The following is a 24,662-nucleotide window of genomic DNA, read 5'->3' as shown; positions in this document are numbered from 1 at the left end:
CGTCAGTAGGTCCTCACTCGGTCGTCGGTCAGTCGGACGGTGATGCCGGCCAACGCCGAGTCGAGGGTGCGGTCGACTTGCTCGACCGACTCCCCGCTGGCGATCACGTGGCCCAACCGGTCGTAGGCGTCGACGGCGGCGCGGATGCGGTCGCCGGGACGGCAGCTCGTGTGCACCGCCGCGACACCTTCCCGGCTCCGTGCCTCCTCGACGCCGTCGATGGTGGACACCTCGCCGTCGGTGGTGCTGGTGATGAACGCGATGCCGGCCGTCCTGGTCGGGAGGTCCCCAAGGGCTATCGGCAGGTCGACTGCCGCCCTCAGCTGCTGGTCGAGCAGGTCGGCGCCGCCTGCGAGACTGATCAGCTCGGGGATCATGCCTCCGGCCGGGCGGGCGTTGATCTCGATGACGGTGGGTCCGGCTTCGGCAAGCCGCAGTTCGGTGTGGCACACCCCGTGGCCGATCCCGGCTGCCGCGAGTGCCTCGGTCACGACGTGCCCGATCTCGCGCGCGGTGGTTTCGTCGAGCGCGGCGGGGAACGCGTGGCGCAGCTCCACGAAGGCCGGGCGGCGGGACAGGTCCTTCCTCGTGATGCCGACGACGTGGCAACGGCCGCCTACGAAGACCGTCTCGACGCTGAACTCCGCGCCGTCCACGAACTGCTCGACGAGCACCACGGGGGGCTGCGGCTGCATCCGCACGTTGTGCATCTGGCCCAGCAGGAGGCTGACCTGCTCGACGGCCTGCCCTACGCTCTCGCACAGCAGCACGCCGGTCGACGCCGAGTCGGCCACCGGCTTGACCACGCAGGGCAGTCCGGTGCGGGCGACGGCGGCGGCGACGTCTCCTGCGGTGCCGACACAGACCGACACGGGCTGGGGTAGACCTGCCTCAGTGAGCACTTTCCTGGTCTCGGACTTGTCGCGGCACCGGCGTACGGCTTCGGGTGTGTTGCCCGGCAGGCCGAGTTCCGCCGCGAGCAGGGCCGCGGCCTCGAGGTAGAACTCGCTGGTCGTGGTGACCCCGGCCACTTCCTGCGGGTCGAACGCCTCGTGCACGGCTTTCGACAGGGCAGCCTGGTCGTTGGTGTCGCAGCGCACGATCTCGCAGTCGGTCTCCGCGACGCCCCGGTAGCGCGTCGCCGAGCTGGTCAGCAGCACCGGGGCCAGGCCCAGCTCGCGGACGCGCTCCATGGCGAGCATCCCGGTGCCGGTGGTGTTGGACTCGACGAACAGCAGCCGCCGTCGGGGAGGCGAGGTTACCGGGGCCCACGACCACTGGGCCACCTCTGTCCCGTAGGCGACCTGCTCCGGCTCGGGACGGATCGGGAGGGACCGCAGGTCAACCCGGTCCCAGTAGTCGTCGGAGTAGATGGTGTCGACGTAGCGGTCGCCGCGGTCGGGGAAGATACCGACCGCTGTGGCGCCCTCCGGCAGAGTCAGTGCCACGTGCCGGAGCACCTGGTACACCGACCCCGAAGAGTTGCCGGCGAACAGGCACTCGTCGCGGGCGAGCTCACGGGTAGCGGCGAACGCCTCGTGGTCGTTGAGCCAGTGCACCTCGTCGATCTCGGCAAGGCTCAGGTTGCCCGGCATCAAGCTGTTGCCCAGACCGCTCTGTCTGCGGTGGGGGAGGTCGGGCTGCTCGAACAGGACGCTGCCCACGGCGTCCACGCCGATGACCCGCACGGGATCGGTGAAGCCGACTGCTCGTTGCGCACGTCGCAGGGCGCGTGCCGTACCGCACAGGGAGCCACCGCTCCCGACCGCGCCGACGAGCACCTCGACGCGACCGAGGTCGGCGAGCAGTTCGTCGGCCAGCGCGCTGTAGGCGAGCGGGTTCTGCGGGTTGTAGTACTGACGGGGGCAGAACGCGTCGTCGTACTCGGCCATCAGTTCGGCGAGGCGGGTCAGCCGCGCGCTCTGCCAGCCGTGCGATGTCATCGCGTCGACGACGTGCACGGAGCAGCCGAGCGAGCGGAGCTTGGCCAGGGTGATCTCGTCGATCCGTGGGTCGGTCACGATGTGGACCGGGTGGCCGAGCATCGTGCCGACCAGCGCGAGCCCCAGCGCCATCGTGCCCGAGGAGCTCTCGAGGATCGGCGCACCGGGGCGCAGCAGACCGCTGGCGCGTGCCTCGAGGACCACGCGCTTGGCGACTCTGTCCTTCATGGCGAAGACATTCTGCATCTCCAGCTTGGCGTAGACCGCCGCGGTCGAGGGACCAGTGCGCAGCCGGACCACGGGGGTGTGCCCGATCGCATCGACGAGGTCGTCGTACTTCACAGTTCTGCTCCAATGTCGGCGGGGTCGAAGTCCAGGGTCTGGCACACCAGGAGCGCCTGGCCCAGATGCCGGCAGCGGGTGATCGCCTCGGCCAGCCGAGCGCGGTAGTCGGGGAGGTGCTGGGGGAGCAGCAGCCCGATGGCCGAGCCGCTGTGCGCGGCGACGACGCCTACCCCGCCCACCTCCGCGCTGAGGGCGGTCATCGCATGGAGCGACCGCTTGGGGCACAGCCGCTGGTTGAGGTATGCGCTGCGCGTGGCGATGCGCCCGATGGTGAGGGTGTCCGCGGCGAGCACGGCGGCGCCGAGTTCGGTGAGTAGGGCGGCGTACTCCGCACGGTCGCGGTCGGTGAAGTGCTTGGAAATCGCGTTGAACGCGACCGTGTCGACGGGCGTGCCTTCGTCGATGCCGACGATGGTCATGGGCGGCAGCGCGCCCAGGCTGCTCCGGTGCACGACGTCGCGGTGGTCGAAGGCGACCACGCCGGGATACATCACGCCGTCGGTGGGTTCGATCGGTCGCAGCAGGTCCTCGACGAGCGCGGGCGGCATGTCGACGCCGATGGCCCGGGCGACCGCCCGGGCGGTCGCCACCAGGTCGGCCGAGGAGCTGGCCAGGCCGCGACCCTCAGGGAGGGATCCGCTGAGCCGCAGCGACCCGCCACCGCCCGCGGCATGCCGGGCAAGCACCGCCTCGGCGACCCGCTGGGCCTTGGTCTTCGTCGCAGGCGAGGTCTCGATGCCCTCGCGGGCGCCGTCGTACTCGAACTTGGCGGTGGACCAGCGGGCGATCGGGAGCGTGACCAGGAAGTCGGGCCCCTCGGGCAACGCGCCCTGCAGCAGTTCGCCGAAGGTGCCGAAGACCGAGCTGACTCCCGAGCCACGGGCCCGCCCGGCCGGCCGGGGTCGCTTGGATCGGAGCAGCTGCCGGGTCATGCGCGGCGTCCCGCCAGCGCGTCGAGCGCGGCGTCGGTCCTGGCCACGGCCGCGTCCACCGCCGACGTCCGTGCAGCCCACTCGCGCTCCAGGGCGACCCTGCGCTCGTGCTGGCTGTCCAGCAGCGCTCGCACAGCGTCGGGACCTGTTCCACCGGCCGACACCTTGCTCGCCAACTGACCGTCCACGTCGAGGGATGCGTCGAGGAACGACCCGGCGTCCTCGAGCGGGTGGCCGGCCGCATGACAGAGGTCGCTCAGCAGCCGGGCGTCATCGCGGCCGCCGTCCTGCTCGAGGACGGCGACGATGTAGCGTCCCGCGACGACCTGGGCCGTCCGCCACGGGACACCGGCCCGCAGGGTGAGCTGGTTGGCGAGGCTGAACCCGCCGAAGTGGTCGCGCTCGCACCACGCACGCATCCTGTCCACGCGCCACTGGAGGCGGTCCACCACGAGGGTGGTCCCGTCCACCACGGCTCGCGCGTCGGCGAAGGCGGCGCTCGCGTGCCGCCCAGCCTCCTTCGACACCTCGACGCTGTTGCTGTACGCCGTGTTGCGCTGGCCACTGGCGAGGTCGACGTAGAACGAGAGGAGGTGCGCCGTCCGGCCGCGCAGCCGCTCGAGGATCGGATAGTTCTTCTTCTGGGGCATCGACGCCGATATGCCGGCCAGGTCGTCGGGCAGCTCGACCAGACCGTACGCACTGGAGAGCCAGGCCATCAGGTCGGTGTGGAAACGGCTGAGACCCACACCCGCAGTGGACAGGTCGGCGGCGACGTCCAGTAGCCACGATCTCGAGGCCACCGCGGCCAACGCGTGTGGAGCAGGGGCAGTGCAGCCGACTGCCTCGGCCAGTAGGTCCCGGTCCCACGCCAACTCCTGCCCGGCCATCGGGCCGGCTCCGAGCGGCGAGAGGTTGATGCGGTCGTAGGTCGAGAGCAGCCGCGATGACGTCGCCAGTGCGTGCTCGGCCAGGGCGGACAGCCAGAACCCCGGACTCACGACCTGTGCGGCCTGGAGGTGGGTGTAGCCGGGCATCGGGGAGGTGACGTCCTCGCCCGCACGCCCGAGCGCTGCCTGCGCCAAGCGGCCGAAGCCTGCGGCCAGGGTCGTCACCTGGTCGCGCACGTGCAACAGCTGCGCGCACGCCTGCAGGTCGTTGCGACTGCGATCCACGTGCCAGGCCGGTACGGGGCCGGAGCCGGCGAGGACCTGGGCCTCGATCGCCAGAGCGATGTCGGTGAGCGACTCGTCGGCCCGGGCGGCGACGCTCTCCTGCGTCAGCCCGCGCAGGCCTGCGGTCAGGCCGGCCACTTCCCCCGAAGACAACACCCCCAGACGGTGGTACTCGGCCAGGAGGGCCTTCTCGATCAGGACGTACCACGGCAGCAGATGCTCCAGCTCGTGGCGGAGTTGGGGCTCGAGGAACTCGCGCCGCGCGAAGTCGCCGGGTGTGGCGGTCAGGCGCCCAGTCACGCTCACGGAGCCCTGCCCTCTGCGACGGGCGTGAGCAAGTCGCGGACGAGCGCGGCGGCGTCGGCCGCCCGGCCGCGCACGAAATAGCGGTCCATGACCTTCAGCGGGACGAGCCGCGCCAGGGGGAAGAGCTCGGTGAGCTCGGCGGCCACCTCGCGCTCACCGGGAGCTCGAGGCACGGCGACAACGGTGGTGGGCGCGTCGACCGGCTGCCGCCCGGCGTCGCCGTAGTAGGCCTCTGCCTGGTCCACGTCGTGGCGGAACGCGCGCTCGATGATCTCGCTGTGGATCGACCGGGCTTGGTCGACGTCGGTGAGCGCACCGGCCTCGCGCATCCAGGTGCCGACGTCAGCAGCACCGTCAGCCGGCTCCCCGGCACCGGCCGCGAGGATGACGTGGCGAGGAGCGGCACCAGCGGTCTGCAGGTGGCCCGCGATGGCGTGCGCCAAGGCACTTCCTGCGCCGTGTCCCCAGAGGATGACCGGCTCGGCCACCCGGTCGAGGATCTCCTCGCTCAGCCGACGGGCCAGCTTGTCGATGTCGCACAGCTGCTCGTCGGGACGCGCGATGTCGTGGCCCGGCAGCTCGGCGGCCCAGACCGCCAGGTCGTCCCGGGCGACCGCGCGTGCGAGTGCATCGAAGTTGAGGGCGTTGCCGGCCTCGTAGGGCAGGCACACCAGGGCAGCGGAGGCAGCCTCGGGCCGGGCGAGGGGCTGGAGGAGGGAGTCGCCGTCCTGGGGCTGCTCGACCGCCGCCGCCAGGTCGGCCAGCACTGGGTGCTTCATCAGGTCCACGAGCGACACGAGACCGGACAACCGGACCACCAGCCGGATGCCGGCGAGGGATCCTCCGCCGCGCTCGAAGAAGTTGTCGTTGCGGTCGATCTCGTCGAGCGGCACGCCGAGCACCTCGGCCCAGGCCGTGGCGATGCGGCGCTCGAGGAGGTTCTGCGGGGGCGTGACGCTGGTGCCCGTCGCGCATCCGGTTTCCAGGTCCGCCAGCGCGCGCTTGTCCACCTTGCCGTTGCCGGTCAGCGGCAGCTCGGGCATCCACCGCAGCGTGCGCGGGACCAGGTGGTGTGGCACGAGCTCGGCGAGCGACTCGGCGACTTCCCCCAGCGGGGACTCCGCCGTGTAGAAGCCCGCCAGGCGCTTGCTCGAGCCGTCCGGCATGACGATCACGCACGCCGTACGGACGCCGGGGACGCGCAGCAGTTGCGCCTCGACCTCGCCGACCTCGACGCGCATGCCGCTGATCTTCACCTGCTCGTCGCGACGGCCGATGAACCGCAGTCGCCCGTCGGCCAGCCAATGCCCGTAGTCGCCGCTGCGGTAGCGGCGCAGCCCGGCGCGCACCGGGTCGTCCTCGAAGGCCTCGGCCGTCCGGACCGGGTCGTTGACGTAGCCGCGTCCGACGCACACCCCGGAGAAGGTGATTTCCCCGACGCTGTCGTCGTCGACCGGCAGACCGTCGGGACCGACCACGTCGACCAGGACGTTGGCGATCGGCACGCCGACGGTGACCAGATCGTCGTCGGCGACCCCGGTGATCACCTCGTGCGTGGTGTCGTCGGAGGCCTCGGTCGCACCGTAGGCGTTGACCACGGGGATCGCGGGGCAGCGGGCGAACCAACGACGCAGCACGGCGGCGGTGACTGCCTCGCCGGTGACGCCGAGCATCCGCAGGGTGCCCGGCACCTGGTCACCCGCCTCGAGCCGGGTGGCCACCACATCGAGGTAGCTCGGTACGACCTGCAGCACCGCGACCTTCTCCTCGGCCAGCAGTCCCAGCAGCGCCGGCACGTCGAGGACGGTCTTGGGGTCGACGATCAGGGTCGACCCGCCGGCCAGCAGCGGCGCGAAGGCCTGCCAGAGCGAGATGTCGAAGCTCTGCGAGGCCGTCTGGGCGACCACCGACCCCGGACCCAGCTCGAAGATCTCGATCTTTGCCAGCAGGTGATTGAGCATGCCTGCGTGCTCGCAGGCGGCGCCCTTGGGCTCACCTGTGGAGCCGGAGGTGAAATAGATGTAGGCCAGGTCGGATTCCGAGACGGTGACCGCCGGCCGGGGTGAGACCGCGGCGTCCGGCGCCACGGGCAGGACGCTGACCCCCACGTCACGGAAGGTCTGCGGTGGGACGTCGTCCGCCAGCAGGGCGTGGGTCGACTCCGAGCGTCGGAGAAGCTCGGCGATCCTCTCGTCCGGGTAGGCGGGCTCAATCGGCAGGTACACGCCGCCGGCCTTGAAGATCCCGATGATCGCGGCGAGCCACTCCAGCGTTCGCTCACTACACACAGCGACGACGCCCTCGGGCCGCAGGCCTGCCGAGTGGAGGGCGCCCGCGACACGGTCAGCGGCCGCGTCGAGGCAGGCGTAGGTCCACCGCTCGTCGCGGTGCACCGCGGCGGTCGCGTCCGGCGCCCTCCGCGCCCACTCCTCGAACAGCTCGTGCGCTCGGCGGCCCGGCAACGGCCGTAGTGGACCGACTCCCCGCGGCTGCGAGCTACGTACTGCCTCGACCTGCTCCGTCACGACGTCCTCCTCTGGTTGCCGGCTCAGAACCAGGTCAGGAACCGGGTGAGCTCCTCGCGCAGCTCTGCCGGTCCCGGGCGCTCGATCTTGACCGCGACCTTGTCCTCGGTCTCCACCGCGGATCGGCGGTAGACGTTGGTGAACTCGGTGACGGCCGGCTGCTGGAGGACCAGCGATGCCGCACCACCGCCGCCGGAGCGGGAGATGTTGTGCAGCACCTCGTGGTTGATGCGATACACCGTGCCGGCGGGGAGTACGGCCTCGAAGACCTTGAGCAGCCGGGCCGTGCCCTGCGGCTCCAGGCTGTAGGACTCGTCGGCACCCACTGGGAGGTACTTCAGCTGATGGTGCTCGTCGCCGGTGTCGTCGACCCGGAACTCCCGCGCGCAGTACTCGCCGGCCAGCAGCGCGGTCGTGAAGTCCCAGCGGTGGGAGTGGACGTCCTCGGTGATCTCCTCGGTCACGTCCGGCTGCGGGTGCCACACGTGGAGCCGCAGCTTCCACGGGTTGGTGTCGCCGGCCATCAGCACGAGCTTCAGGAAGTTGTTGGAGTGGTAGTAGGACCGGGCTGCGATCTCGGCCAACTGGTCCTCGTCGTCGATGATCTGCCCGAGCATGCCCCTCAGCTCGGCCGGTGCGGCGAGGCCGCGGAGGACCGAGATGTGCGCATCGAAGCCGGCCGTGTCGGACTTCTCCACGACCACGTCGAGCTGGTCCTTGATGTCCCGCAGGCTCGCACCGGTTCTGATCTGCGCCATTTCTCTACTCCTCGTACGTCTGTGGTGCTTGTGCACTGGATGTGGGGCGCCGTGCCCTGCGGTCCGCTAGAGCGACCAGGAGCTCGGGCGACCCGACGAGCGGCGGACGGCCCTGCGCGCTCAGCAGGTTGTCCGCGACGAGGACGTCGCCCTCCTGCCAGGTCACCTCACGGCGTACGGCTGTGTAGCCGGCCTGGAGGGTCGTCAGCTCGCCGGTCGAGAGGGGCCGGCCGTCCCCGAAGGCGGTCTCCATCGGCAGGTTCTGCCCGAAGGCGCGCGTCATGACCTCGCGCTCGGCGGGGTCGAGGCTGCCGGTGTTCAAGAAGGCGAGGTCGTTGAACCAGCAGGTCTCGCCGGTGCCCGGATGATCGACGAACGCCGCGCGGTGCCGGGTGGTGCGCAGTGCGCCATCGGGCAGCCACGTCGCCTCGACCTCCTCGCGGGCGAGCACCTGCTCGAGCTCCTCCCGCGTCATCACGCCGAACGCGTCCTGCCACGACATCCCGAACCCTTCGTGGAAAGTCCGGGCCACCGTCCAGCCGAGCGTGCGGAGCCGGTCGACGAGCTCGTCGGGCAGCACCTCGGGCAGGCGCCGCACATCGCTGACGTGGTGCTGCGAGCCGGGACGCGGCAGCCGGGCGCAGGCAGTGAGCACCAGCGCAGGGGGAGTCAGGCTGCAGGAGCCTTCCTGGGACGGGCACAGCTCGCGATCCTTGGGCCAGCTGAACGGCGTCACGACCCCGCCCGCCCGGTCCTCACGGGGGGCGAAGTGCTCGGTGGTGTGGTGGGGCCGGTAGCCCAGTGCGTCCCGCGTCGCCGCGAGGTCCCTCGGGCTGCCGATCTGCAACCCGCGTACGACGACCGCGCCCTGCCGTCGTACCTGGTCCAGGACCATCGGCGCCTCGGTCGTCAGCCAGCCCATCGGGCCACCGGCCGGCGCCTCCACGACGGCCAGTTCGACACCGGTTCGCGACGTGCCGGCCCCAGGCAGCGCTGGTGCGCTCCCGCTCACTCAGTCAGCCCTCTTCTCTCAGCGGACCGGTTGCGCCGCAGCGGCGCCCTGTCCGACGGCCACCCTGACCGCATCGACGATCTGGTCGGTCTCCTCGGTGCTGATGGTGAGCGGCGGCGCGATCCGGATGACGCCACGCTCGTGGCGCGCCATCACGCCCTCGGCCGCCATCGTCACGGCGATCGCCTCGCCGGCCTCCACACTGGACGCCTCGAGCGCCACGACGAGCCCGAGCCCGCGTACGCCGGCCACCAGGGACGATCCGGTGAACCGGCCGAGCCCCTCGAGCAGGCGGCGCCCCTGCGCGGCCGAGTTCTCGACCAGGCCCTCCTCGGACATCACGTCCAGCACGGTGTTGGCGACCGCGGCGGCGACCGCGTGTCCGCCCGTCGTATGTCCGTAGCGCAGGCCCTGGACGAGTGGCTCGGAGAGGAAGGACTGCTTGATTCCGGAGGTCACCGTCACCGCGGCCAGCGGCAGGTAGCCCCCGCTGATGCCCTTGCTCATCGTGACGAGGTCGGGGGTGATGCCCTCGTGGTCGAAGCCGAACATGCGTCCCGTCCGCCCGAAGCCGCAGAAGACCTCGTCGAGGATGAGCAGCGCCCCGTGCTCGTCGCACAGGCTGCGGAGCCGGGACAAGAAGCCGGACGGGAGCACGACGCATCCGCCGAGGCCGAGCAGCGGCTCGACGATCACGGCAGCGGCCGGCGGTCCGGACCGCAGGGCCTGCTCGAAGCCGGCGACCAGCGCATCGGCCGCCTCTTGGGTCTGCATGCGGCTCGCGGGTGCCGGCAGCGGCACTCGGTCGATCGGGAACGGCTCGGTCCACTCGCTGACGGTGAACGGCAGGCCGGAGAGCTTCTGGCACAGGAAGGTCGACCCGTGGTAGCCGGCCTCGAAGGTGATCACGCGGTTCCGGTCCTCGCCGAGGTTGCGCCAGTACTGGAGCGCGATCCGCACCGCGGCCTCGGTCGCCTCGGAGCCGCTGTTGAGCAGGAGCGTCTCGTTGAGCTCGCCCGGAAGGATGTCCGCGAGGCGCGACGCAAGCTTCTCGGCCGGGTCGTGGCTGGTCACCATGGGGTCGTAGTGCACGAGCTGGCCCATCTGCCGCGTCGCCGCGTCGATGAGCTTCGGGTGTGCGTGCCCGCAGGAGGCGTTGAGCACCCCGGAGATTGCGTCGATGTACCACTTGCCGTCCTCGTCGCGGACGCGGTTGCCGCGTGCCTCGACGATCCGCAGGGATTGCGCCTGCTGCGTGATGGGAGTCCAGGGACGCCAGAGGACGCTGGCCCGGGTGGTATCCGACATCGCATTCACTCTCCGTGCTCGAGCTGGGCAGAGACCATGGCCGGCTTCGCGGCATGGCCGGCTTGGACTCGCCGGTGACGGGGTCGGCGGCGCGACGCACAGGAGGCCGACAGCATCCCGATCACCCACCTCCTGTCGGCGCCCACGATGCCCGAGCAGTGCGGGTCTGCAGTCCTATCAGGTAGCAGGACGCAGTCCCTGGGAGGTGATGTCTGATCGGTGGTCAGGTATGTCGCACGCTCTTGACGGCGACCTCGCACAGGACCGAAGGATCAGCATGCTCAAGATCAGCTTCGTCAACATGCCGTTCGCCGACTGGGACCGACCGTCGTTCGCGCTCAGTCAGCTCGCCGCGCTGACCCGGCAGGAGTTCGGCGACCAGGTCGAGGTGTCGGTCCACTCGCTCAACCTCGACGTCGCCCGCTACCTCGGCGCCGAGACCTACGAGGAGATCACCGGGAACATCCAGCACCTCCTCACCGGTCTCGGCGAGTGGATGTTCCGCGGTATGGCCTTCCCCGACGTCGAGGACAATCAGGGCTCCTACTTCGACCGCTACTACACCGGACCCCGGATGAGCGGGTTCAGGGCGCGGCTGCTGGACCTCCGCGCGGGGCTCCCGGAGCTCTTCGACCAGCTGTGCGACCAGTACGCGCTCGCCGGCTCCGACATCATCGGGTTCACCTCGATGTTCGCCCAGACGAACGCGTCCCTGGCGATGGCCCGCGTCGTGAAGGGCCGGAACCCGGACGCGGTGGCGGTGATCGGCGGTGCCAACTGCGAGGCTCCGATGGGCTCGGTGCTGGCGCGCAACGTGCCCGAGATCGACGCGATCTTCTCCGGACCGGCTCTGCACACCTTCCCCGAGTTCGTCCGGCTCTACCTCGAGGGCGGACTCGACGCCGTCAACAGCATCAAGGGTGTGGTCACGCCGGCGAACGTCGGCGACCCCGTCATGGTCGCCGCCGTCGGCAGGGACCGCGACATCGACGACTTCTTCGAGCCCGACTACTCCGGCTATCTCGACGCCTTCGACCGGGTGCGCGGCGAGCTGAGTGCGGACCCCGACGCCAAGCCGGAGCTGATGTTCGAGACCTCGCGGGGCTGCTGGTGGGGCCAGCGCTCGCACTGCACCTTCTGCGGGCTCAACGGACTCGGCATGGGCTACCGCGCGATGTCGCCCGACGTGGCGCTGCGCCAGTTCGCCTGGCTGTTCAGCCTGAGCGACCGGGCCAGGGGCTTCTCGTGCACCGACAACATCCTGCCCAAGAACTTCCCGCGCGAGGTGTTCGCGAAGCTGCCCGAGCGGCCGGACGGCCCCCCGGTGTTCTACGAGGTCAAGCTGCCCCTGAGCGCCAGGGACATGACCGCCATGGCACGCGTCGGGGTGACCCGGGTGCAGCCCGGCATCGAGTCCATCTCCACCGAGACCCTCAAGCTGATGGGCAAGGGCACGACGGCGTTCTTGAACATCCAGTTCCTGAAGAACTGCGTGGGCAACGGGATCACCCCCGAGTGGAACCTGCTGATGGGCTTCCCAGGTGAGAGAGAGGAGGTCTACCGCAAGTACATCGCGGACATCCCGCAGCTGACGCACCTGCCCCCGCCGCAGGCCGCCTTCCTCGTCCGGTTCGACCGCTACAGCCCCTACTTCACCGATCCCGGCAAGTACGGTCTGGACCTCGTCCCGATGGACTTCTACGAGAAGGCGTTCCCGTTCGCGCCCGACGACCTGCGCGAGCTGGCGTACTTCTTCCGCGACCGCGGAGCCGGCACCTACCAGGACTCGTCGTTCGCCTACGTCGGAGAGGTCAACCAGCTCGTCGAGCACTGGCTCGGCAGGCGGGCGGCGACCGACGGGGGAGCGAGGCCGGTGCTCGAGCTGCGCGTCGGCGGCGAGGGGGACCGCTGGATCCTCGACACGCGTTCGGGGTCCGCCCGGGAGCTTCCCGTGGACGAGGCCATGCTCCGGCTGCTCGAGCGGCTGGCGTCCCCGGTCACCGAGGAGTCGCTGGTGCGCGCGGAGGGCTCGAGCGAGGGCGTCATGGCACGGCTCGCGCTGCTGCGTGAGCACGGCATGCTGTTCGAGGAGGACGGCCGGATCATCAGCCTCGTGGTGCTCGACCTGCCGGAGGAGGAGCCCAACGAGGACGACCGGGTGCTGCTCCAGCTGGTGCCCCCGAGTGCGGCGCTGTCGTGACCGCTACGGGGTGAGCCACACCATCCGGGCCATCCGCTGGGGCTTGAGCTGGTCCTTGGCCCGGCGGAGGTTGGCAAGCCCGCCGTCGTAGCCGATGTTGATCGTGGTCGCGCCCGCGTCGTGTGCGGCCGCGAACAGGGCGTGCATGGTTCCGGCCGTGATGTCGCTGTCGTGCTCGGCCTTCATGAAGTGCCCGGTGGACTTGTCGCCGAACACGTCATAGACGGCGAAGCCGCGCAGTGATCCCTCGACGTCGAGGCCCACGCACCGCAGCCCGGCGTCGGCGCCCCGTTCGAGGGCCCGGGCCAGCCCGCGCCGCTCGGCTTCGATCGTCGCGGACTCCTCGCGCCCCGCGGCCCAGGCGTCGTACATGCGCCAGACCTGTGCCGTGGTCTCCGCTGAGGCCAGGTCGAGGGGCACTGCCTCGACCGAGGCGTAGTCCCTCTTGAGGGCCGACAGGCAGCGCCGTCGGTGGCGGAAGCGACCTCCGCTGAGGCGCAGCTGCTCGTCGAGATCGTAGATGTAGTCGTCGAAGTCCCGGTTCGGGATGGGGGTGAGCGCCGCCGGGTGCCGCAGAGACTCGACGTGCGCCCCCGTGCCGGCGTCGGCGCGGAACGACGCGATGTCGAGTGCGGCGAGATCGTCGAGGTCCGCACGGACGCCACGTCCCCACAGCAGCGAGACCGAGCCGCTGGAGATCGGAGAGGGATACGTCATCACGAGGAATCCTCCGAACCGGACGAGCACGAACTCGCCCGTCCCACCCCGGTACCAGGCGTAGTTCGGGTTCCAGTCGTACGGGAGTTCGTGCCGCGTCCAGAGAGCAGTCAGCAAGGCCTGCGCGAGTGCGCCCGAGCCGACCGGACGCCCCTCGGGGAAACCGCTCAGAATTCCCTCGACGACCCGTATGGACACATCCTCATCACTCACGGGTACGTCCCCTGCGGACGTCGAGGGCGGAGTCAAACGAGCACACTCGCGTGACAGTAGAAGTGGTCCGACTGCGTCGAAACCGTTCCCGCGGAGGCCACCCGGGTCTGGTGACCACAGAGCAGGTAGTCGCGCTGCGCCCCGTGCGGAGTCGTTGGTGTGTGTGCATCCAGCGCGCTCGAGAAGCGACCGGGCAACATCGCCGCCCCCAGTACCTCGTCGACGGGGGAGTGGTTGAGGTCGACCCCGGCCACCACCGGCCCGGCTGCGTCGAGCTCGAGCAGGTCGTCGGTGAACGCTCGCCACACCGGCGCGAACTGCGGGTCGGCAGGGCTCCGGCCGAAGCGGCGCAGCGGGAAGAAGTGACCGTTGGCGAGATGGACCTCGCCGCCGTCGGGCAGCCCGACCCTGCTGACGAGATACCCCTTGTCGTGCAGGGCCCACTCCTCGCCGGCCGGCCGGATCGCCTTTAGCCTCGGCGCGGGTAACGCGCGGAACGAGAGCCCGCTCAATGGGTATTGCGACAGCATGCCGAGCGCCAACCGCGCGCCGTCGACCAGGTGAGAGGCACTCAGTGCGTACGCGGCCCAGTGGGCGTACCCCGCGCGCTCGGCCAGCTCCTGCGTTTGGCCGGTACGGTCGTCGTACTCGTGGGCCTCCTGCAGGCACACCACGTCGGGGCGATGCGTGGTCAGCACACCGACGTGGTGGTCCAGGTCCGGCACGGCGTCGCGCTGGTGCGAGGCGCCGATGACGCCGCCGCCGATGTTCCAGGTGGCCACGTCCAGCCGTCGTGACATCATCGTCGCGCCCTCGCGGCGGCGGCGTCGACCACGAGCGCGGAGGCTCGCAGTACGCCCTCGGCCTCGCCGTCGTGGCTGATGATGACGGCACCTGCTCTCGCTGGGGTGGCTCGTGGGCACCGTCAAAACTATCGGGCGCGGCACCTGACTCGGTCCTGACACCGGCGAGGGTCGTACCGGGGTGGCCGCCTAGCGGATGACCCTTGACCCGCAGGACTCAGTCGTCCAGGAGGCGCAGCAGGTCGCGGACTCCTTCGAGCCCTGAGGCCTCCGTTCCGATGGACACGCGGTCCACGCCGAGCGACCGCAGCTGCTCGAGCCGGGTCCGCACCTGGTCCGGCGTGCCTGCGATGAGGAAGCGGTCGCCGAGGTAGTCCCAGGCGCCGGAGATCCGCGCGGCGTCGAGGTACCAGCGCTTCCTGGCGGCCGACTGCATGCCGTGATTGCCCACGTCGTAGGACCCGGCGAGCTCGACCACTCCGGCGCGCAGCTCGGCAGGGATGGAGGCCCGTCCCGCCTTCCCGTTGACGAGGTGGTGGGCGGCCCAGGCAGCCAGCCATCCCGCGCGTACGACGGCGCGTTCCTCGTCGTCGTCGACCACGATCCCGCCGGCGTTCCACCAGAGCTCGAGCTGGGGCAGGCCGGCGGCGGCGCGGGCCGGCGCCGCCTCCGCGACGATGCGGTGAGCCAGGTCGACCGAGGCGCGGTCGAAGCCGATCCCGACGATCGCGCCGTCGGCGATCCGCGCCGCGAGGGCGAGCGAGCGCGGCCCGTGCGCGGCCAGGTAGATCGGCGGGCTGCTGGATCCCGATCGCTCCATCACCAGCTCCTGGCCGCGCCACTCGGCGCGGCCGCAGTGGAGCAGGGCGCGCACGCAGCCGAGGTACTCCTCCAGCGCGCCGAGGGTGGCACGCTGACGGCCGAGGTTGACCACTCCGCTGTCCCCGGTGCCCACGCCCAGAAAGCTCCCGCTGGGGCTTGCCTGGTGGAGGCTCGCGATGGCCGACGCGGTGACGAGCGGGTGCCGCGTGACGGGGTTGGTGACCCCGACCCCGAGGGGGCGGGTGGTCACGTGCTGAGAGAGCGCGCCCAGCGTGGTCCAGCAGTCGGCGTAGCGGCTCGGGGAGTCCCAGATGCTGACCCGCGCGGCACCCCACTCGACCAGACTCTTGGCCTCCTCGACGGTGCGATGGATGCCACGCGGATTGACGCTGACGTCGACCTGGGTGCGCCCGGACGTCATCGCACCGTCCGAGCGACCGACTCGTCCTGACCGACCTGCCGGTCGGGATCGTGGAGCAGGAGGTCGAGGAGGTCGAGGAAGTCGTGGGCCATCCCGGCGATGGTCTTTTCGTCGAACAGCGCCATGGCATAGACCCACTCGACGAACATCCCCGCGGGCCGGTCGGCGCGGCGACCGCCTTCGGGGTCGACGATGTTGACCTGCAGGTCGAACTTGACCCGCAGGTTCTGGCCGACCTCCACCCGGGCGTCGGTGCCCGGCAGGTCGTAGGTCTCGGTCGTGATGTAGGAGATTGCCACCTGCGCGAGCGGGTGCCGCCGCGACGACCGCGACGGGTTGAGCGCCCGGACCACCTGCTCGAACGGGACGTCCTGGTGGGAGTAGGCGTCGATGTCGACCCTGTGCGTGCGACGCACGAGCTCACGGAACGACGGTATGCCCGAGGCGTCGACGCGGAAAACCAGAGTGTTGACGAAGAAGCCGACCACGTCGTCGAGGTCGCCGTCGAACCGGCCGGTGACAAAGCCTGCGACCGTGAGGTCGTCGCCGGCGCCACGTCGCGCCAGGAACGCGACCAGCGCAGCCTTGAGCAGGGTGAAGGGCGCCACCCGTTCGGTCCGGGCGAGCTCCGTGATGCGCTCGCGCATCTCGTCGGGTATCGGCAGCACCACGGTCGCGCCGCGCGTGTCCGGTACGGCCGGGCGCGGCCGGTCCATCGGCAACGGGGTCTCCTCGGGCAGCCCGGTGAGGTGTCTGACCCAGTGGTCCAGCTGGCGTGCGGCCAGGCTGCCCGGGTCGCGGACATCGCCGAGAAGCTCGCGCTGACGGGCGGCGTAGTCGCGGTACTGGAGACCGAGGGGCTGCCACGCGGGCGCGCTCCCGGACCGGCGCGCGACGTAGGCCGCGCCCAGGTCGTCGAGGAGGGTTGGCAAGGAGGCCTCGTCCACGGCGATGTGGTGGATCACGAGGACCAGCACGGTGCCGGCGCCGTCCTCGCTGGAGAGCAGCCAAGCGTGGAGCGGGAGCTGGTCAGCGAGCTCGAAGTCGTACTGCGAGACCTCGCGCACCCGATCGGGCAACCGTGCCTCGGAGACGGTCTCGACGCTGAGCAGGTCAGGCAGCGCAGCAGGCTCCCAGACCGCCAGCTGGGCGCGTCCGCCGACGTCCGCGTAGCTGGTCCGCAGGATCTCGTGGCGCGTGACGACGTCGCGCAGGGCTGCGTGCATGGTCGAGGCGTCGACCGGGCCGGGGAACCGCACGACGAGCGGGAGGTTGTACTGAGGGTCGGGTCCGGTGAACTGGGTCAGCAGCCAGATGCGCGCCTGAGCGAAGGACAGGGGGAAGTCCGGGACGAGACGGTGGTTCACAGCATCGCTTCCTCACTGCTCCGCGGTGGGGGTGTGGTGCCACCGGGCCCGTCCTGAGCGCCGGTGAGGCTGGTGCGGTCGATCTTGCCGTTGCTGGTCCGGGGCAGCGAGCCCAGCTCCACGACCTGCGAGGGCAGCATGAACGGTGGCAGCGACCGAGCGAGGAACTCCTGATAGTCGGCGGCGCCGGTGCGTCGCGTCGCGACATAGCCGACGAGGCGCTGGTGCGCCCCGTTGCCCTGGACGACGACGCACGCGTCGGCGACGCCGGGGTGCGCGCGCAGCGCAGCCTCGACCTCGCCGAGCTCGACGCGGAAGCCGCGGAGCTTCACCTGGTCGTCCATCCGGCCCAGGAAGCCGATCGTCCCGTCCTCGCCCCACCGGGCGAGGTCCCCGGTGCGGTAGAGCATCCGCCGTGCGTCGAGCGGGTCGGGGACGAAGCGCTCCGCTGTCAGCTCGTCCCTCCCGACGTATCCCCGGGCCAGGCCGTCGCCACCGATGTGCAGCTCGCCGACCTCTCCCGGTGCGACGCGATCTCCATCCACCAGGATCGCGACCTGGGTGTTGGCCACCGGCCGGCCGATCGAGAGCCGGCCGCCGGCGACGTGCCGGGGCTGGACATCGAGGCCTGTGCTGAAGGTCGTCGCCTCCGTCGGGCCGTACATGTTCAGTACCCGCGGGCCACCGGCGCCGAGGACGGCCCCGACCGCTCCGGGGTCCAGCACGTCACCACCGACGAGCACCGTGCCGATCCCGTTGAGGGCAGCAGGAGCCTCGTCGGCGTGGGCGTGGAACACCGCGGGCGTGAGGAAGAGCACCGAGACCGAGTGCTCGGCCAGGAAGTGCGTCAGCTGCTGGTGGACCAGCATGTCGTCGGTGTCGAGGCCGACGAGCGTGGCGCCGTTGAGCAGGGCGCCCCAGATCTCGAAGGTGGAGGCGTCGAAGCCGGCGTTGGACCCGTGGGCCACGACGTCGTCCGGCCCGAGGTGCACGTAGTCGGTGTTGACGACGAGGCGGGTGATCGCGCGGTGCGTGACGGCGATGCCCTTGGGGCGACCGGTGGACCCGGAGGTGTACATCACGTACGCCGTATCGGTGGCGGAGCCGGGGAGCAGCGGAGGCGCACTGGCGGCATCGCCCATCCGCTCGGCCGCGCCGGCGTCGACGACCTGCACGGCCGCCCCCGGGGCCTGGTCGCCGGCGACCAGCACTGCGACGGCGTCGCTGTCGGCCACGAAGAAGGCGTTGCGCTCGGGCGGGTTGAGTTCGTCGAGCGGGAGGTAGCCGGCACCAGCCAGGAGGATCGCGAGGTAGGCCACGATCCGCTCGGTCGTACGCCCCTCCTGCACCGCGACGACGTCGCCCGGCGCCACGCCACGGGCGCGCAGGCCGCGACCCAGGCGAGTCGCCCGGTCGAGCAACTGGCCGTAGGTCAGGGTGTCACCTGAGGCAACGACGGCGCGAGCGTGCGGGGTGCGCCGGGCCCAGGCGGCGACCTGCGCGGGCAGAGTGTCGTCGCGTGGGTAGTGCCGTTGCTCTCCGTGCTCGAGCTCGGTCAGCTCACGGTTGCTCGGCACGGTCAGTGCGTGAGCGGCGCGCGGCCGCTCACGGCGTCAGCGATACCGCGCGGCGTGCGCGCGGTGAAGACGTCGCGCAGCGAGATCGGGATGTCCAGCTGCTCGCGCACCCGGGCGACCACGCGGCCGGCGAGGACCGAGTGACCGCCGAGGTCGAAGAAGTCGGAGTCGGCGTCGACCTCCTCGACCTCGAGGACGGAGCGATAGGTGTCGACGAGGCAGTCGACCACTTGGCCGGATCCTGCGGCTTCTGGCATGGTTCCTCCACTCTCGGACAGCACCGTGAACTTCGCACGCTCCCGCACCCCGAGGTACTGACACCCATCAGTACTGAGGGTGCCGCACCACTCGGATGCTCCGGGGTACGTCGTTCGTGGCGCGAGGAGCTGCCCGGTACTCCGGTACGGGCACCTGCCCGACGAGCTGGGGTGATGCGCGCCGTGCAATGAGCCCGCGCGGGAGGCTCAGGCCTCGTCGAGCCCCTCCACCGCGTTCGCCGCCGCGAGCCGGACCAACCGGTCGACGGAGTCGCCAGGGAAGAGGTTCCGGTCATAGATGGCTACTACGTGCGGCTGCGACTCGCCCACGGTCCAGACGAACGCGATCGTGTCCTTCGCGCTGGCTGCGCCGTCGAACACCATCTCGACCGACTCGGCCGAGATCCCGGGCAGCCGCAGGCTGGGCTCGGCGGCATCTCCCTCGGTCACGCCGAGGAACATCCCGGCCGCACGGGGAGACGCCAAGGGCGTGGACCAGGCGTCGCCGGCGATGTCGAGCGACAGAATGTGGTCGGAGGTCTCCACGCCGCGCTGGAAGACCTCGCGCACGGTGTCGAGGCGGGACCTCGAGGTACCCCTGAGGTGGACGGGGACGCCATGCGTGAACAGGCCGAGTGTCCGGTAGCTGGCCGGCCTGAATCGTCCGTGGTGGCGGAAGGCGAGGCCCACGGTATCGTCGCCCGACACCTCCTGCATGCTGCTCATCACGGCCGCGGCGATCACGGCGAACGGGGTGGCGCGTGCCTGGCTCGCGGCTGCGCGGACCCTCGCCCCGGCATCGTGCGGGAGGTCGAGCTCGAGCGTCGTCATGTCCGGCTCGGCATCGGACTCGCCGCGGAGCGAGAACGTCGGCGGGATGGACCCGAACTCGCCGGTATAGCGGCTCCAGAACTCCCGGCGCTCACGCCCCCACGCTCCGGCGAAGTCGTCACGCATCGTCGACGCGAAGTCCCGGTAGGTCGTGCTCTCCGCCGTATCGGGCGCGGTGCCTTCGAGCGCCTGGCGGTACTGGACGCTGAAGTCCCGCAGGAAGTACTGCCAGGACATCTCGTCGCTGATGATGTGGTCCACAGAGATTCCGAGGAGGTGCCGCTGGTCGTCTCGCTGGACGAGGACGATGCGCGCGAAGCGGTCGCCGGCCAGGTCGAAGGGGGTCGACAGGCTGCGGTGCAAGATCGCCGCCGCCGCCTCGTCGGTGTCGGCCGTGTGGAGCTCGACCTCGGCGAGAGGGTCAGGGTGGGTGAGCGCCTCGACGGGCGAGGCATACGTGCGACGCATCGCGTCGTGGCGCAGGCACACCCGGTTCCAGGCGTCGCGGACGGCGTCGACGTCGAGCGGACCGGTCAGCCACCAGATCTCGTAGAGGAGGTTGTGCCAGTGCGCGAAGGCACCCCGCAGCCGCGCCTCCTCGGCAAGCGACGTCGGGCCGCGGTGGACGGCGCGGGTGACGCTCACCGCGCGGCTCCCGCCGCGCGGGCGTCGCGCGGAGTCAGGACGCGGCTCCATCCGTGCTCGCCGTGGAGGCTTCCGAAGTGCCGTACAGGAGGGTGGCCAGGCTGCGTGGCGTGGAATGGGTGAAGACGTCGCGCAGGCTCACACTGGTGCCGAGCTGCTGGTAGATCTGGCCGGCGACGTTGAGGACGTGCAGCGAGGTGCCACCGTTCTCGAAGACGTCGGAGTCCTCGTCGAGGCCCGGCTCGTCCAGGGCCTGTCGCCAGATCTCCGTCAGGGCGGCGACCTGATCGGGCCGCGCGTCGCTCGGTCGGTCCATGCGCGGGCTCCTCGTTTCACCGTCAGACATCGGAGCGCGGACTCGTCGAGCCACGCCGTCACCGACGCTACGGGCCACCCGACAGGCCCTGTACTGACACCGGTCAGGACTGGCGCCGGCGGACGACGGCCAGTCTTGTGACCGGTTGGAGGTGCCCATGTCGTCGAAGCTCCCCATGTTGAGCGCTCAGTTCGCCTTCGCGATGGAGGGAGAACGCACGGGCCGGAGGGGCAGCGTGTGCATGCAGTTCTCGGCGGTACCGGGGAGCCTGGTGGCGCGCGACGTCGAGGAGGTGCTCGCGGCGGTGGCCGCGACGAACCCCGCGCTCTGCTACCGCCCGCGGTTCTCACGAGGTGAGGCCGGACAGGAGTGGGTGCCGGGCTGGTGTGACTTCGCCGAGATCCGGGCCGAGTCGGAGGAGGCCGCGGACCGGGCCGTCGTGCACCTGGTCGCGGGGTTCGAGAGCGATCTGGGCGGGGCCCCGATCGGGGCCCGGCTGATCCGTTCGCCGGCGGGCGAACGATTGGCCGTCGTGCTGGACCACGCCCTTGTCGACCAGCAGTCGTTGCTGCTGGTGATGCGTCAGCTCGCCGCCCCTCGCGCCTGCGTCCCGGGCGAGCGCGAGCGCTTCGAGGCAGCGGTTCACGACCGGTTCGCATTCGAGAACGCGGCCGCCGACGGTGCCTCGATCGGGTTCTGGGCGGACCGGCTCGCGTCGGCGGGCGGGGCGCTCCCACGTGTGCGGCAGGGGATGGCCACGACGGTGCCGATGGTGGCGCTCCCGAGGGTCAGGGTGCCCCGGAGTTTCCGGGGCTCGTTGTTTCCCCACCTCCTCTTTTCCCTCCACCGGACCATCCAGGACGTGCTGCCCGGTTCCGGGGCTTCCGTCCTGGGATACCCGTGGGGTGGGCGCGACTCGCGCGTGGCCGACCTGGTCGGGTGCTTCATGAACACCGCGGTCTCGCTGGACATCACCGGGGCACGCACGGGCTCGCGCGACGCGACTGCCTTCCGGGACGCCTGGTTCGATGAACTCGACCACATCGACGTGCCAGTCACACGGTTGATGGGGCTCGACGCAGGCTTCACCGGTGCCGTGTCGGCCTACCTCAGCTTCTCCGGTGGATGGCTGGACACGGTGGATGTCGCCGGGACCGAGGTGGTGCAGCTGTCACCGGCCTACGCCGAGATCCCGGTGACTGCCACCTTCCAGGCCGCCGCATCGATCCGCGAGGGCGAACTGCAGCCCTGGCTGATCGTGGACGAGTCGGTGCCGGGGCTCGGCACCGACGAGCTGGGAGCACGCTGGCTCCACTGGCTCGGCGAGGTGCTGTCCGAATGACCCGCTCGGGGCCGGCCGGCCTGACGGCTGACAGGGCGTTCGCCAGGCTCTGGCTGACAGGTGCCAGTACCGCGTCGTACGGCGCTCGCGCATCCTCGGGGAAGTCGAACGTCGAAGGAGTCGCGCATGCCCGTGCCACCCAGCCCCGCGTCGGAGGATGCGTCGGCCGACGAGTCGCTCTGGCTCCGGGCCTTCAAGGACGTGCTCGAGCTCGACGACCTCACCGAGGACAGCGACTTCTTCCAGCGGGGTGGCTACTCCCTCCTCATCCCGCAGTTGATCAGCCGCTACGAGGCACTCGCGGGGTGGCGTCCGCCGGCGCGCCTGGTGTTCGAGTTCGGCTCCCCGCGGGAGCTCGAGAGGGAGATGGCCGCGAGGCGCGAGGCGACCGGGACGGCTTCCTCGTGACGGGTGACCCTCGCCCGGCGCCGTGGCGGTGCACGGCGAAGGAGGCCGTGCAGGTCAGCAAGCACGGGATCGACCTGACCATCTACGCGCCGGCCAACCCGTCGGCGACCGTGGCGAGGGTCGAGGTGCAGCGGGGGCATTTCCAGGAGTTCTACAACACCCGCAGTACCTACCTGTACTACGTCGTCAGCGGCAGCGGCACGTTCTACGTCGACGACCAGCCGCACCAGGTCGGACCTTGCGACCTGGTCACCGTGCTCCCTGGGAGCAGGGTCCACTACTTCGGCAGCATGGAGCTGGTGCTCACTGTCGCCCCGGCCTTCGACGAGCGCGACGAGCACCACGTGCGTTTCATCGGCGAGACCGAGGGCCCGGACCGGTGACCCCACGCAACTATTGATTCGATGGGAATTGGCGCTTGTCGGTAGAACTGGGCTGCGTGTCCGCCGGGAGGGGTATCCGTAGGGTCGCGGTGATCGGTGCCGGGGCGGCTGGAGTTCTGACAGCGGCCAGGCTTCTTGACTCCGACCGGGCCCTGACGATTGTTCTCGTCGATCCTGACCTGGAGACCGGGCGTGGGGTCGCGTACTCGACGCCTGATGGACGGCATCTGCTGAACGTGCCGGCGGCCGGGATGAGTGCATTGCCGGACCGGCCGGGTGACTTCGTCGATTGGTTGCAAGAGCACGTTGCCCTCGAGATCGGACCGTCGACATTCGTCGCGCGGGCTCTCTACGGCGACTATTTGGCGGCGCATCTCGATTCAGCGGCCAAGGAGTCGTCGGGTGAGCTTGTCCGTGTGCACGCCCGAGCGGTTGCCGTCGACCACACAGATCGACGGGAGCTCACCCTGAGCCTCGATACCGGCGATTCGCTTGTCGTGGACGCGGTGGTGCTGGCTACCGGTACTTCACGTCGAGTTGATTGGGCGCCCGCCAGGCTGCGGGCTTCTGATCGGTTCGTGGCCGACCCATGGCTTCCAGGAGTCCTTGACGCCTTGCCTGACGCAGATCTCCTCCTGGTCGGCAGCGGACTGACCATGGTCGACGTGGTCCTGTCCGCGGATCGGCCGGATCGCATCTTGCATGCTGTCTCCCGCCACGGCGCGGTACCGGCTGTTCACCGCTCGGAGAAGACGCCGGCGGTGCCACTCCATCCGGAGTTCGCCGAGGCCAAGGATTTGAACACCGTACGCACGATGTTCCTGCGCCACGTGGTGGAAACAGTGCGGCGCACTGGTGACTGGCGGGCCGCCGTGGACGGGGCCCGGCCGGCTACCGCGTCTGTGTGGAAGCGGCTGTCCGATACTGACAAGCGGATATTCCTCCGCGAGTACGCGTGGGTCTGGAACACCCACCGGCATCGGATGGCGCCGGCAACTGCTGAACGACTGGCGGTCGTCGGTGAGTCAGGTCGGCTCCGTCGCCATCAGGGAGAAGTGATCACGGCTGAGGACGTCCGCGGCGGTGTACGGGTGCTGCTCAGCGATGGCTGTCTCATCACCGTTGGTGCGGTGGTCAACTGCACCGGCCCGGCTGGAGACGCAGCAGCGGATCCGCTGCTCGCATCATTGATGGTCCGCGGGTTGGCTCGGGCCGGTTCGGCGGGGCTTGGCCTGGACACAGTCGCTGAGGGCCGCGTGCTCGGCACCACTGGCCGCCAGGCGCCGTTGTGGACACTGGGCGCATCGCGGCGCGGCAGCCTGTGGGAAACGACGGCTGTACCAGAGATCCGAACCCAGGCCGCCGAGATCGCGCGGGCGGTGATAGTGCATCTCGATGGTCCCGCAGTCGGCGCCCGCCCAACCGCTACGGCACCGATCTCTGCTGAATCCGTGCGCGTGATGAAGACTGCACTCGATCCGCTGGAGAGCGAGTCGATTTTCGTTTTCCGTGAGGTTGCGGCGGAGTTCGAGCGGCCGGTGATCTTGTTCTCGGGTGGCAAGGACTCGATCGTGATGTTGCATCTGGCGCGGAAGGCGTTTGCGCCGGCGTCGGTGCCGTTCACGTTGTTGCATGTCGATACGGGGCACAACTTCACCGAGGTACTGGACTACCGCGACGCGACCGTCGCCGCTTTGGGCCTGCGGCTCGAGGTTGCGAAGGTGGAGGACTATCTGGCTGATGGGCGGTTGCGGGAGCGCTCTGACGGTACCCGGAACCAGTTGCAGACGATTCCGTTGCTGGATGCGATCAACTCGCATCGGTTCGACGCGGTTTTCGGTGGCGGTCGCCGTGATGAGGAGCGGGCTCGGGCCAAGGAGCGGATCTACAGTCTGCGGGACGAGTTCGGGCAGTGGGATCCGCGTAACCAGCGGCCGGAGTTGTGGTCGTTGTACAACGGCAGGCACAAGCCGGGTGAGCATGTCCGGGTGTTCCCGTTGTCGAACTGGACCGAGCTGGATATCTGGAACTACATCGAGCGCGAGCAGATCGCGCT

The 24,662-nt window shown here is 70.2% G+C and carries 20 protein-coding genes and 1 pseudogene; 6 read left to right on the top strand and 15 right to left on the bottom strand.

What is annotated here, in order from left to right; translation table 11 throughout:
- Positions 1–2: 2 nt before the first annotated feature.
- From AB0M15_RS15765 to AB0M15_RS15735, 7 genes are read right to left on the bottom strand one after another with little or no spacing between them, the layout of a single operon-like run.
- The gene (locus AB0M15_RS15765; protein WP_363818523.1) at positions 3–2,285 is read right to left on the bottom strand and encodes a pyridoxal-phosphate dependent enzyme; all 2,283 of its coding nucleotides are present in this window, start codon (positions 2,283–2,285) and stop codon (positions 3–5) included.
- Positions 2,282–3,220: a hypothetical protein gene (locus AB0M15_RS15760; RefSeq protein ID WP_363818520.1), complete on the bottom strand. Its 939-nt coding sequence runs from the start codon at positions 3,218–3,220 to the stop codon at positions 2,282–2,284. Before AB0M15_RS15760 ends, AB0M15_RS15765 begins: the two co-directional genes overlap by 4 nt.
- Positions 3,217–4,701, bottom strand: coding sequence for a lyase family protein (locus AB0M15_RS15755; protein ID WP_363818517.1), 1,485 nt, complete (start codon positions 4,699–4,701; stop codon positions 3,217–3,219). Before AB0M15_RS15755 ends, AB0M15_RS15760 begins: the two co-directional genes overlap by 4 nt.
- Complete coding sequence (locus AB0M15_RS15750; protein WP_363818515.1) at positions 4,698–7,226, bottom strand: amino acid adenylation domain-containing protein; 2,529 nt, start codon at positions 7,224–7,226, stop codon at positions 4,698–4,700. The genes AB0M15_RS15755 and AB0M15_RS15750 overlap by 4 nt, the downstream gene beginning before the upstream one ends.
- Before the next feature lie 23 nt (positions 7,227–7,249).
- Positions 7,250–7,984 carry a hypothetical protein gene (locus AB0M15_RS15745; RefSeq protein ID WP_363818512.1) on the bottom strand — a complete coding sequence of 245 codons (735 nt, stop codon included), beginning with the start codon at positions 7,982–7,984 and terminating at the stop codon, positions 7,250–7,252.
- Positions 7,985–7,988: 4 nt separating this feature from the next.
- Entirely contained in the window at positions 7,989–8,996 is a 1,008-nt protein-coding gene (locus AB0M15_RS15740) for a TauD/TfdA family dioxygenase (protein WP_363818509.1), read from the bottom strand.
- Positions 8,997–9,014: 18 nt separating this feature from the next.
- Positions 9,015–10,304: an aminotransferase class III-fold pyridoxal phosphate-dependent enzyme gene (locus tag AB0M15_RS15735; protein ID WP_363818506.1), complete on the bottom strand. Its 1,290-nt coding sequence runs from the start codon at positions 10,302–10,304 to the stop codon at positions 9,015–9,017.
- Positions 10,305–10,581: 277 nt separating this feature from the next.
- Between AB0M15_RS15735 and AB0M15_RS15730 the strand changes: the two genes are divergently transcribed.
- Entirely contained in the window at positions 10,582–12,504 is a 1,923-nt protein-coding gene (locus tag AB0M15_RS15730; RefSeq protein WP_363818503.1) for a RiPP maturation radical SAM C-methyltransferase, read from the top strand.
- Positions 12,505–12,507: 3 nt separating this feature from the next.
- Here the strand turns inward: AB0M15_RS15730 and AB0M15_RS15725 are convergent, their stop codons facing one another.
- The 8 genes from AB0M15_RS15725 to AB0M15_RS15690 form a co-directional block, all read right to left on the bottom strand.
- On the bottom strand, positions 12,508–13,434 hold the full coding sequence (locus tag AB0M15_RS15725; RefSeq protein WP_363818499.1) for a phosphatidylglycerol lysyltransferase domain-containing protein: 927 nt from the start codon (positions 13,432–13,434) through the stop codon (positions 12,508–12,510).
- 32 nt (positions 13,435–13,466) lie between these two features.
- The gene (locus AB0M15_RS15720; protein ID WP_363818496.1) at positions 13,467–14,237 is read right to left on the bottom strand and encodes an endonuclease/exonuclease/phosphatase family protein; all 771 of its coding nucleotides are present in this window, start codon (positions 14,235–14,237) and stop codon (positions 13,467–13,469) included.
- 217 nt (positions 14,238–14,454) lie between these two features.
- Positions 14,455–15,480, bottom strand: a complete 1,026-nt coding sequence (locus AB0M15_RS15715; RefSeq protein ID WP_363818493.1) for an LLM class flavin-dependent oxidoreductase — start codon at positions 15,478–15,480, stop codon at positions 14,455–14,457.
- The gene (locus tag AB0M15_RS15710; protein WP_363818490.1) at positions 15,477–16,847 is read right to left on the bottom strand and encodes a condensation domain-containing protein; all 1,371 of its coding nucleotides are present in this window, start codon (positions 16,845–16,847) and stop codon (positions 15,477–15,479) included. Before AB0M15_RS15710 ends, AB0M15_RS15715 begins: the two co-directional genes overlap by 4 nt.
- On the bottom strand, positions 16,844–18,424 hold the full coding sequence (locus AB0M15_RS15705) for an amino acid adenylation domain-containing protein (protein ID WP_363818488.1): 1,581 nt from the start codon (positions 18,422–18,424) through the stop codon (positions 16,844–16,846). The genes AB0M15_RS15710 and AB0M15_RS15705 overlap by 4 nt, the downstream gene beginning before the upstream one ends.
- Before the next feature lie 2 nt (positions 18,425–18,426).
- Positions 18,427–18,681: a phosphopantetheine-binding protein gene (locus AB0M15_RS15700; protein ID WP_363818485.1), complete on the bottom strand. Its 255-nt coding sequence runs from the start codon at positions 18,679–18,681 to the stop codon at positions 18,427–18,429.
- Between the two features lie 207 nt (positions 18,682–18,888).
- The gene (locus tag AB0M15_RS15695) at positions 18,889–20,157 is read right to left on the bottom strand and encodes a condensation domain-containing protein (protein ID WP_363818483.1); all 1,269 of its coding nucleotides are present in this window, start codon (positions 20,155–20,157) and stop codon (positions 18,889–18,891) included.
- Between the two features lie 34 nt (positions 20,158–20,191).
- Positions 20,192–20,473: an acyl carrier protein gene (locus tag AB0M15_RS15690; RefSeq protein WP_363818481.1), complete on the bottom strand. Its 282-nt coding sequence runs from the start codon at positions 20,471–20,473 to the stop codon at positions 20,192–20,194.
- Positions 20,474–20,714: 241 nt separating this feature from the next.
- Between AB0M15_RS15690 and AB0M15_RS15685 the strand changes: the two genes are divergently transcribed.
- From AB0M15_RS15685 to cysD, 5 genes and pseudogenes are all read left to right on the top strand, one after another.
- On the top strand, positions 20,715–21,815 hold the full coding sequence (locus tag AB0M15_RS15685; RefSeq protein WP_363818478.1) for a hypothetical protein: 1,101 nt from the start codon (positions 20,715–20,717) through the stop codon (positions 21,813–21,815).
- A gap of 126 nt (positions 21,816–21,941) precedes the next feature.
- Positions 21,942–22,223, top strand: a complete 282-nt coding sequence (locus tag AB0M15_RS15680; protein WP_363818475.1) for a phosphopantetheine-binding protein — start codon at positions 21,942–21,944, stop codon at positions 22,221–22,223.
- On the top strand, positions 22,220–22,606 hold the full coding sequence (locus tag AB0M15_RS15675) for a cupin domain-containing protein (RefSeq protein WP_363818473.1): 387 nt from the start codon (positions 22,220–22,222) through the stop codon (positions 22,604–22,606). The genes AB0M15_RS15680 and AB0M15_RS15675 overlap by 4 nt, the downstream gene beginning before the upstream one ends.
- Before the next feature lie 56 nt (positions 22,607–22,662).
- Positions 22,663–23,202, top strand: a pseudogene (locus AB0M15_RS15670) (FAD/NAD(P)-binding protein); the annotation flags it as partial.
- Between the two features lie 864 nt (positions 23,203–24,066).
- Positions 24,067–24,662: sulfate adenylyltransferase subunit CysD (gene cysD, locus AB0M15_RS15665; RefSeq protein WP_363820218.1), on the top strand; the 596-nt coding region annotated here is incomplete at its 3' end.

Source organism: Kribbella sp. NPDC051718, assembly GCF_040681515.1.
GTDB lineage: Bacteria > Actinomycetota > Actinomycetes > Propionibacteriales > Kribbellaceae > Kribbella.
The sequence above is the reverse complement of the archived record's forward strand: the minus strand, read 5'-3'. Positions and strand labels throughout refer to the sequence as shown.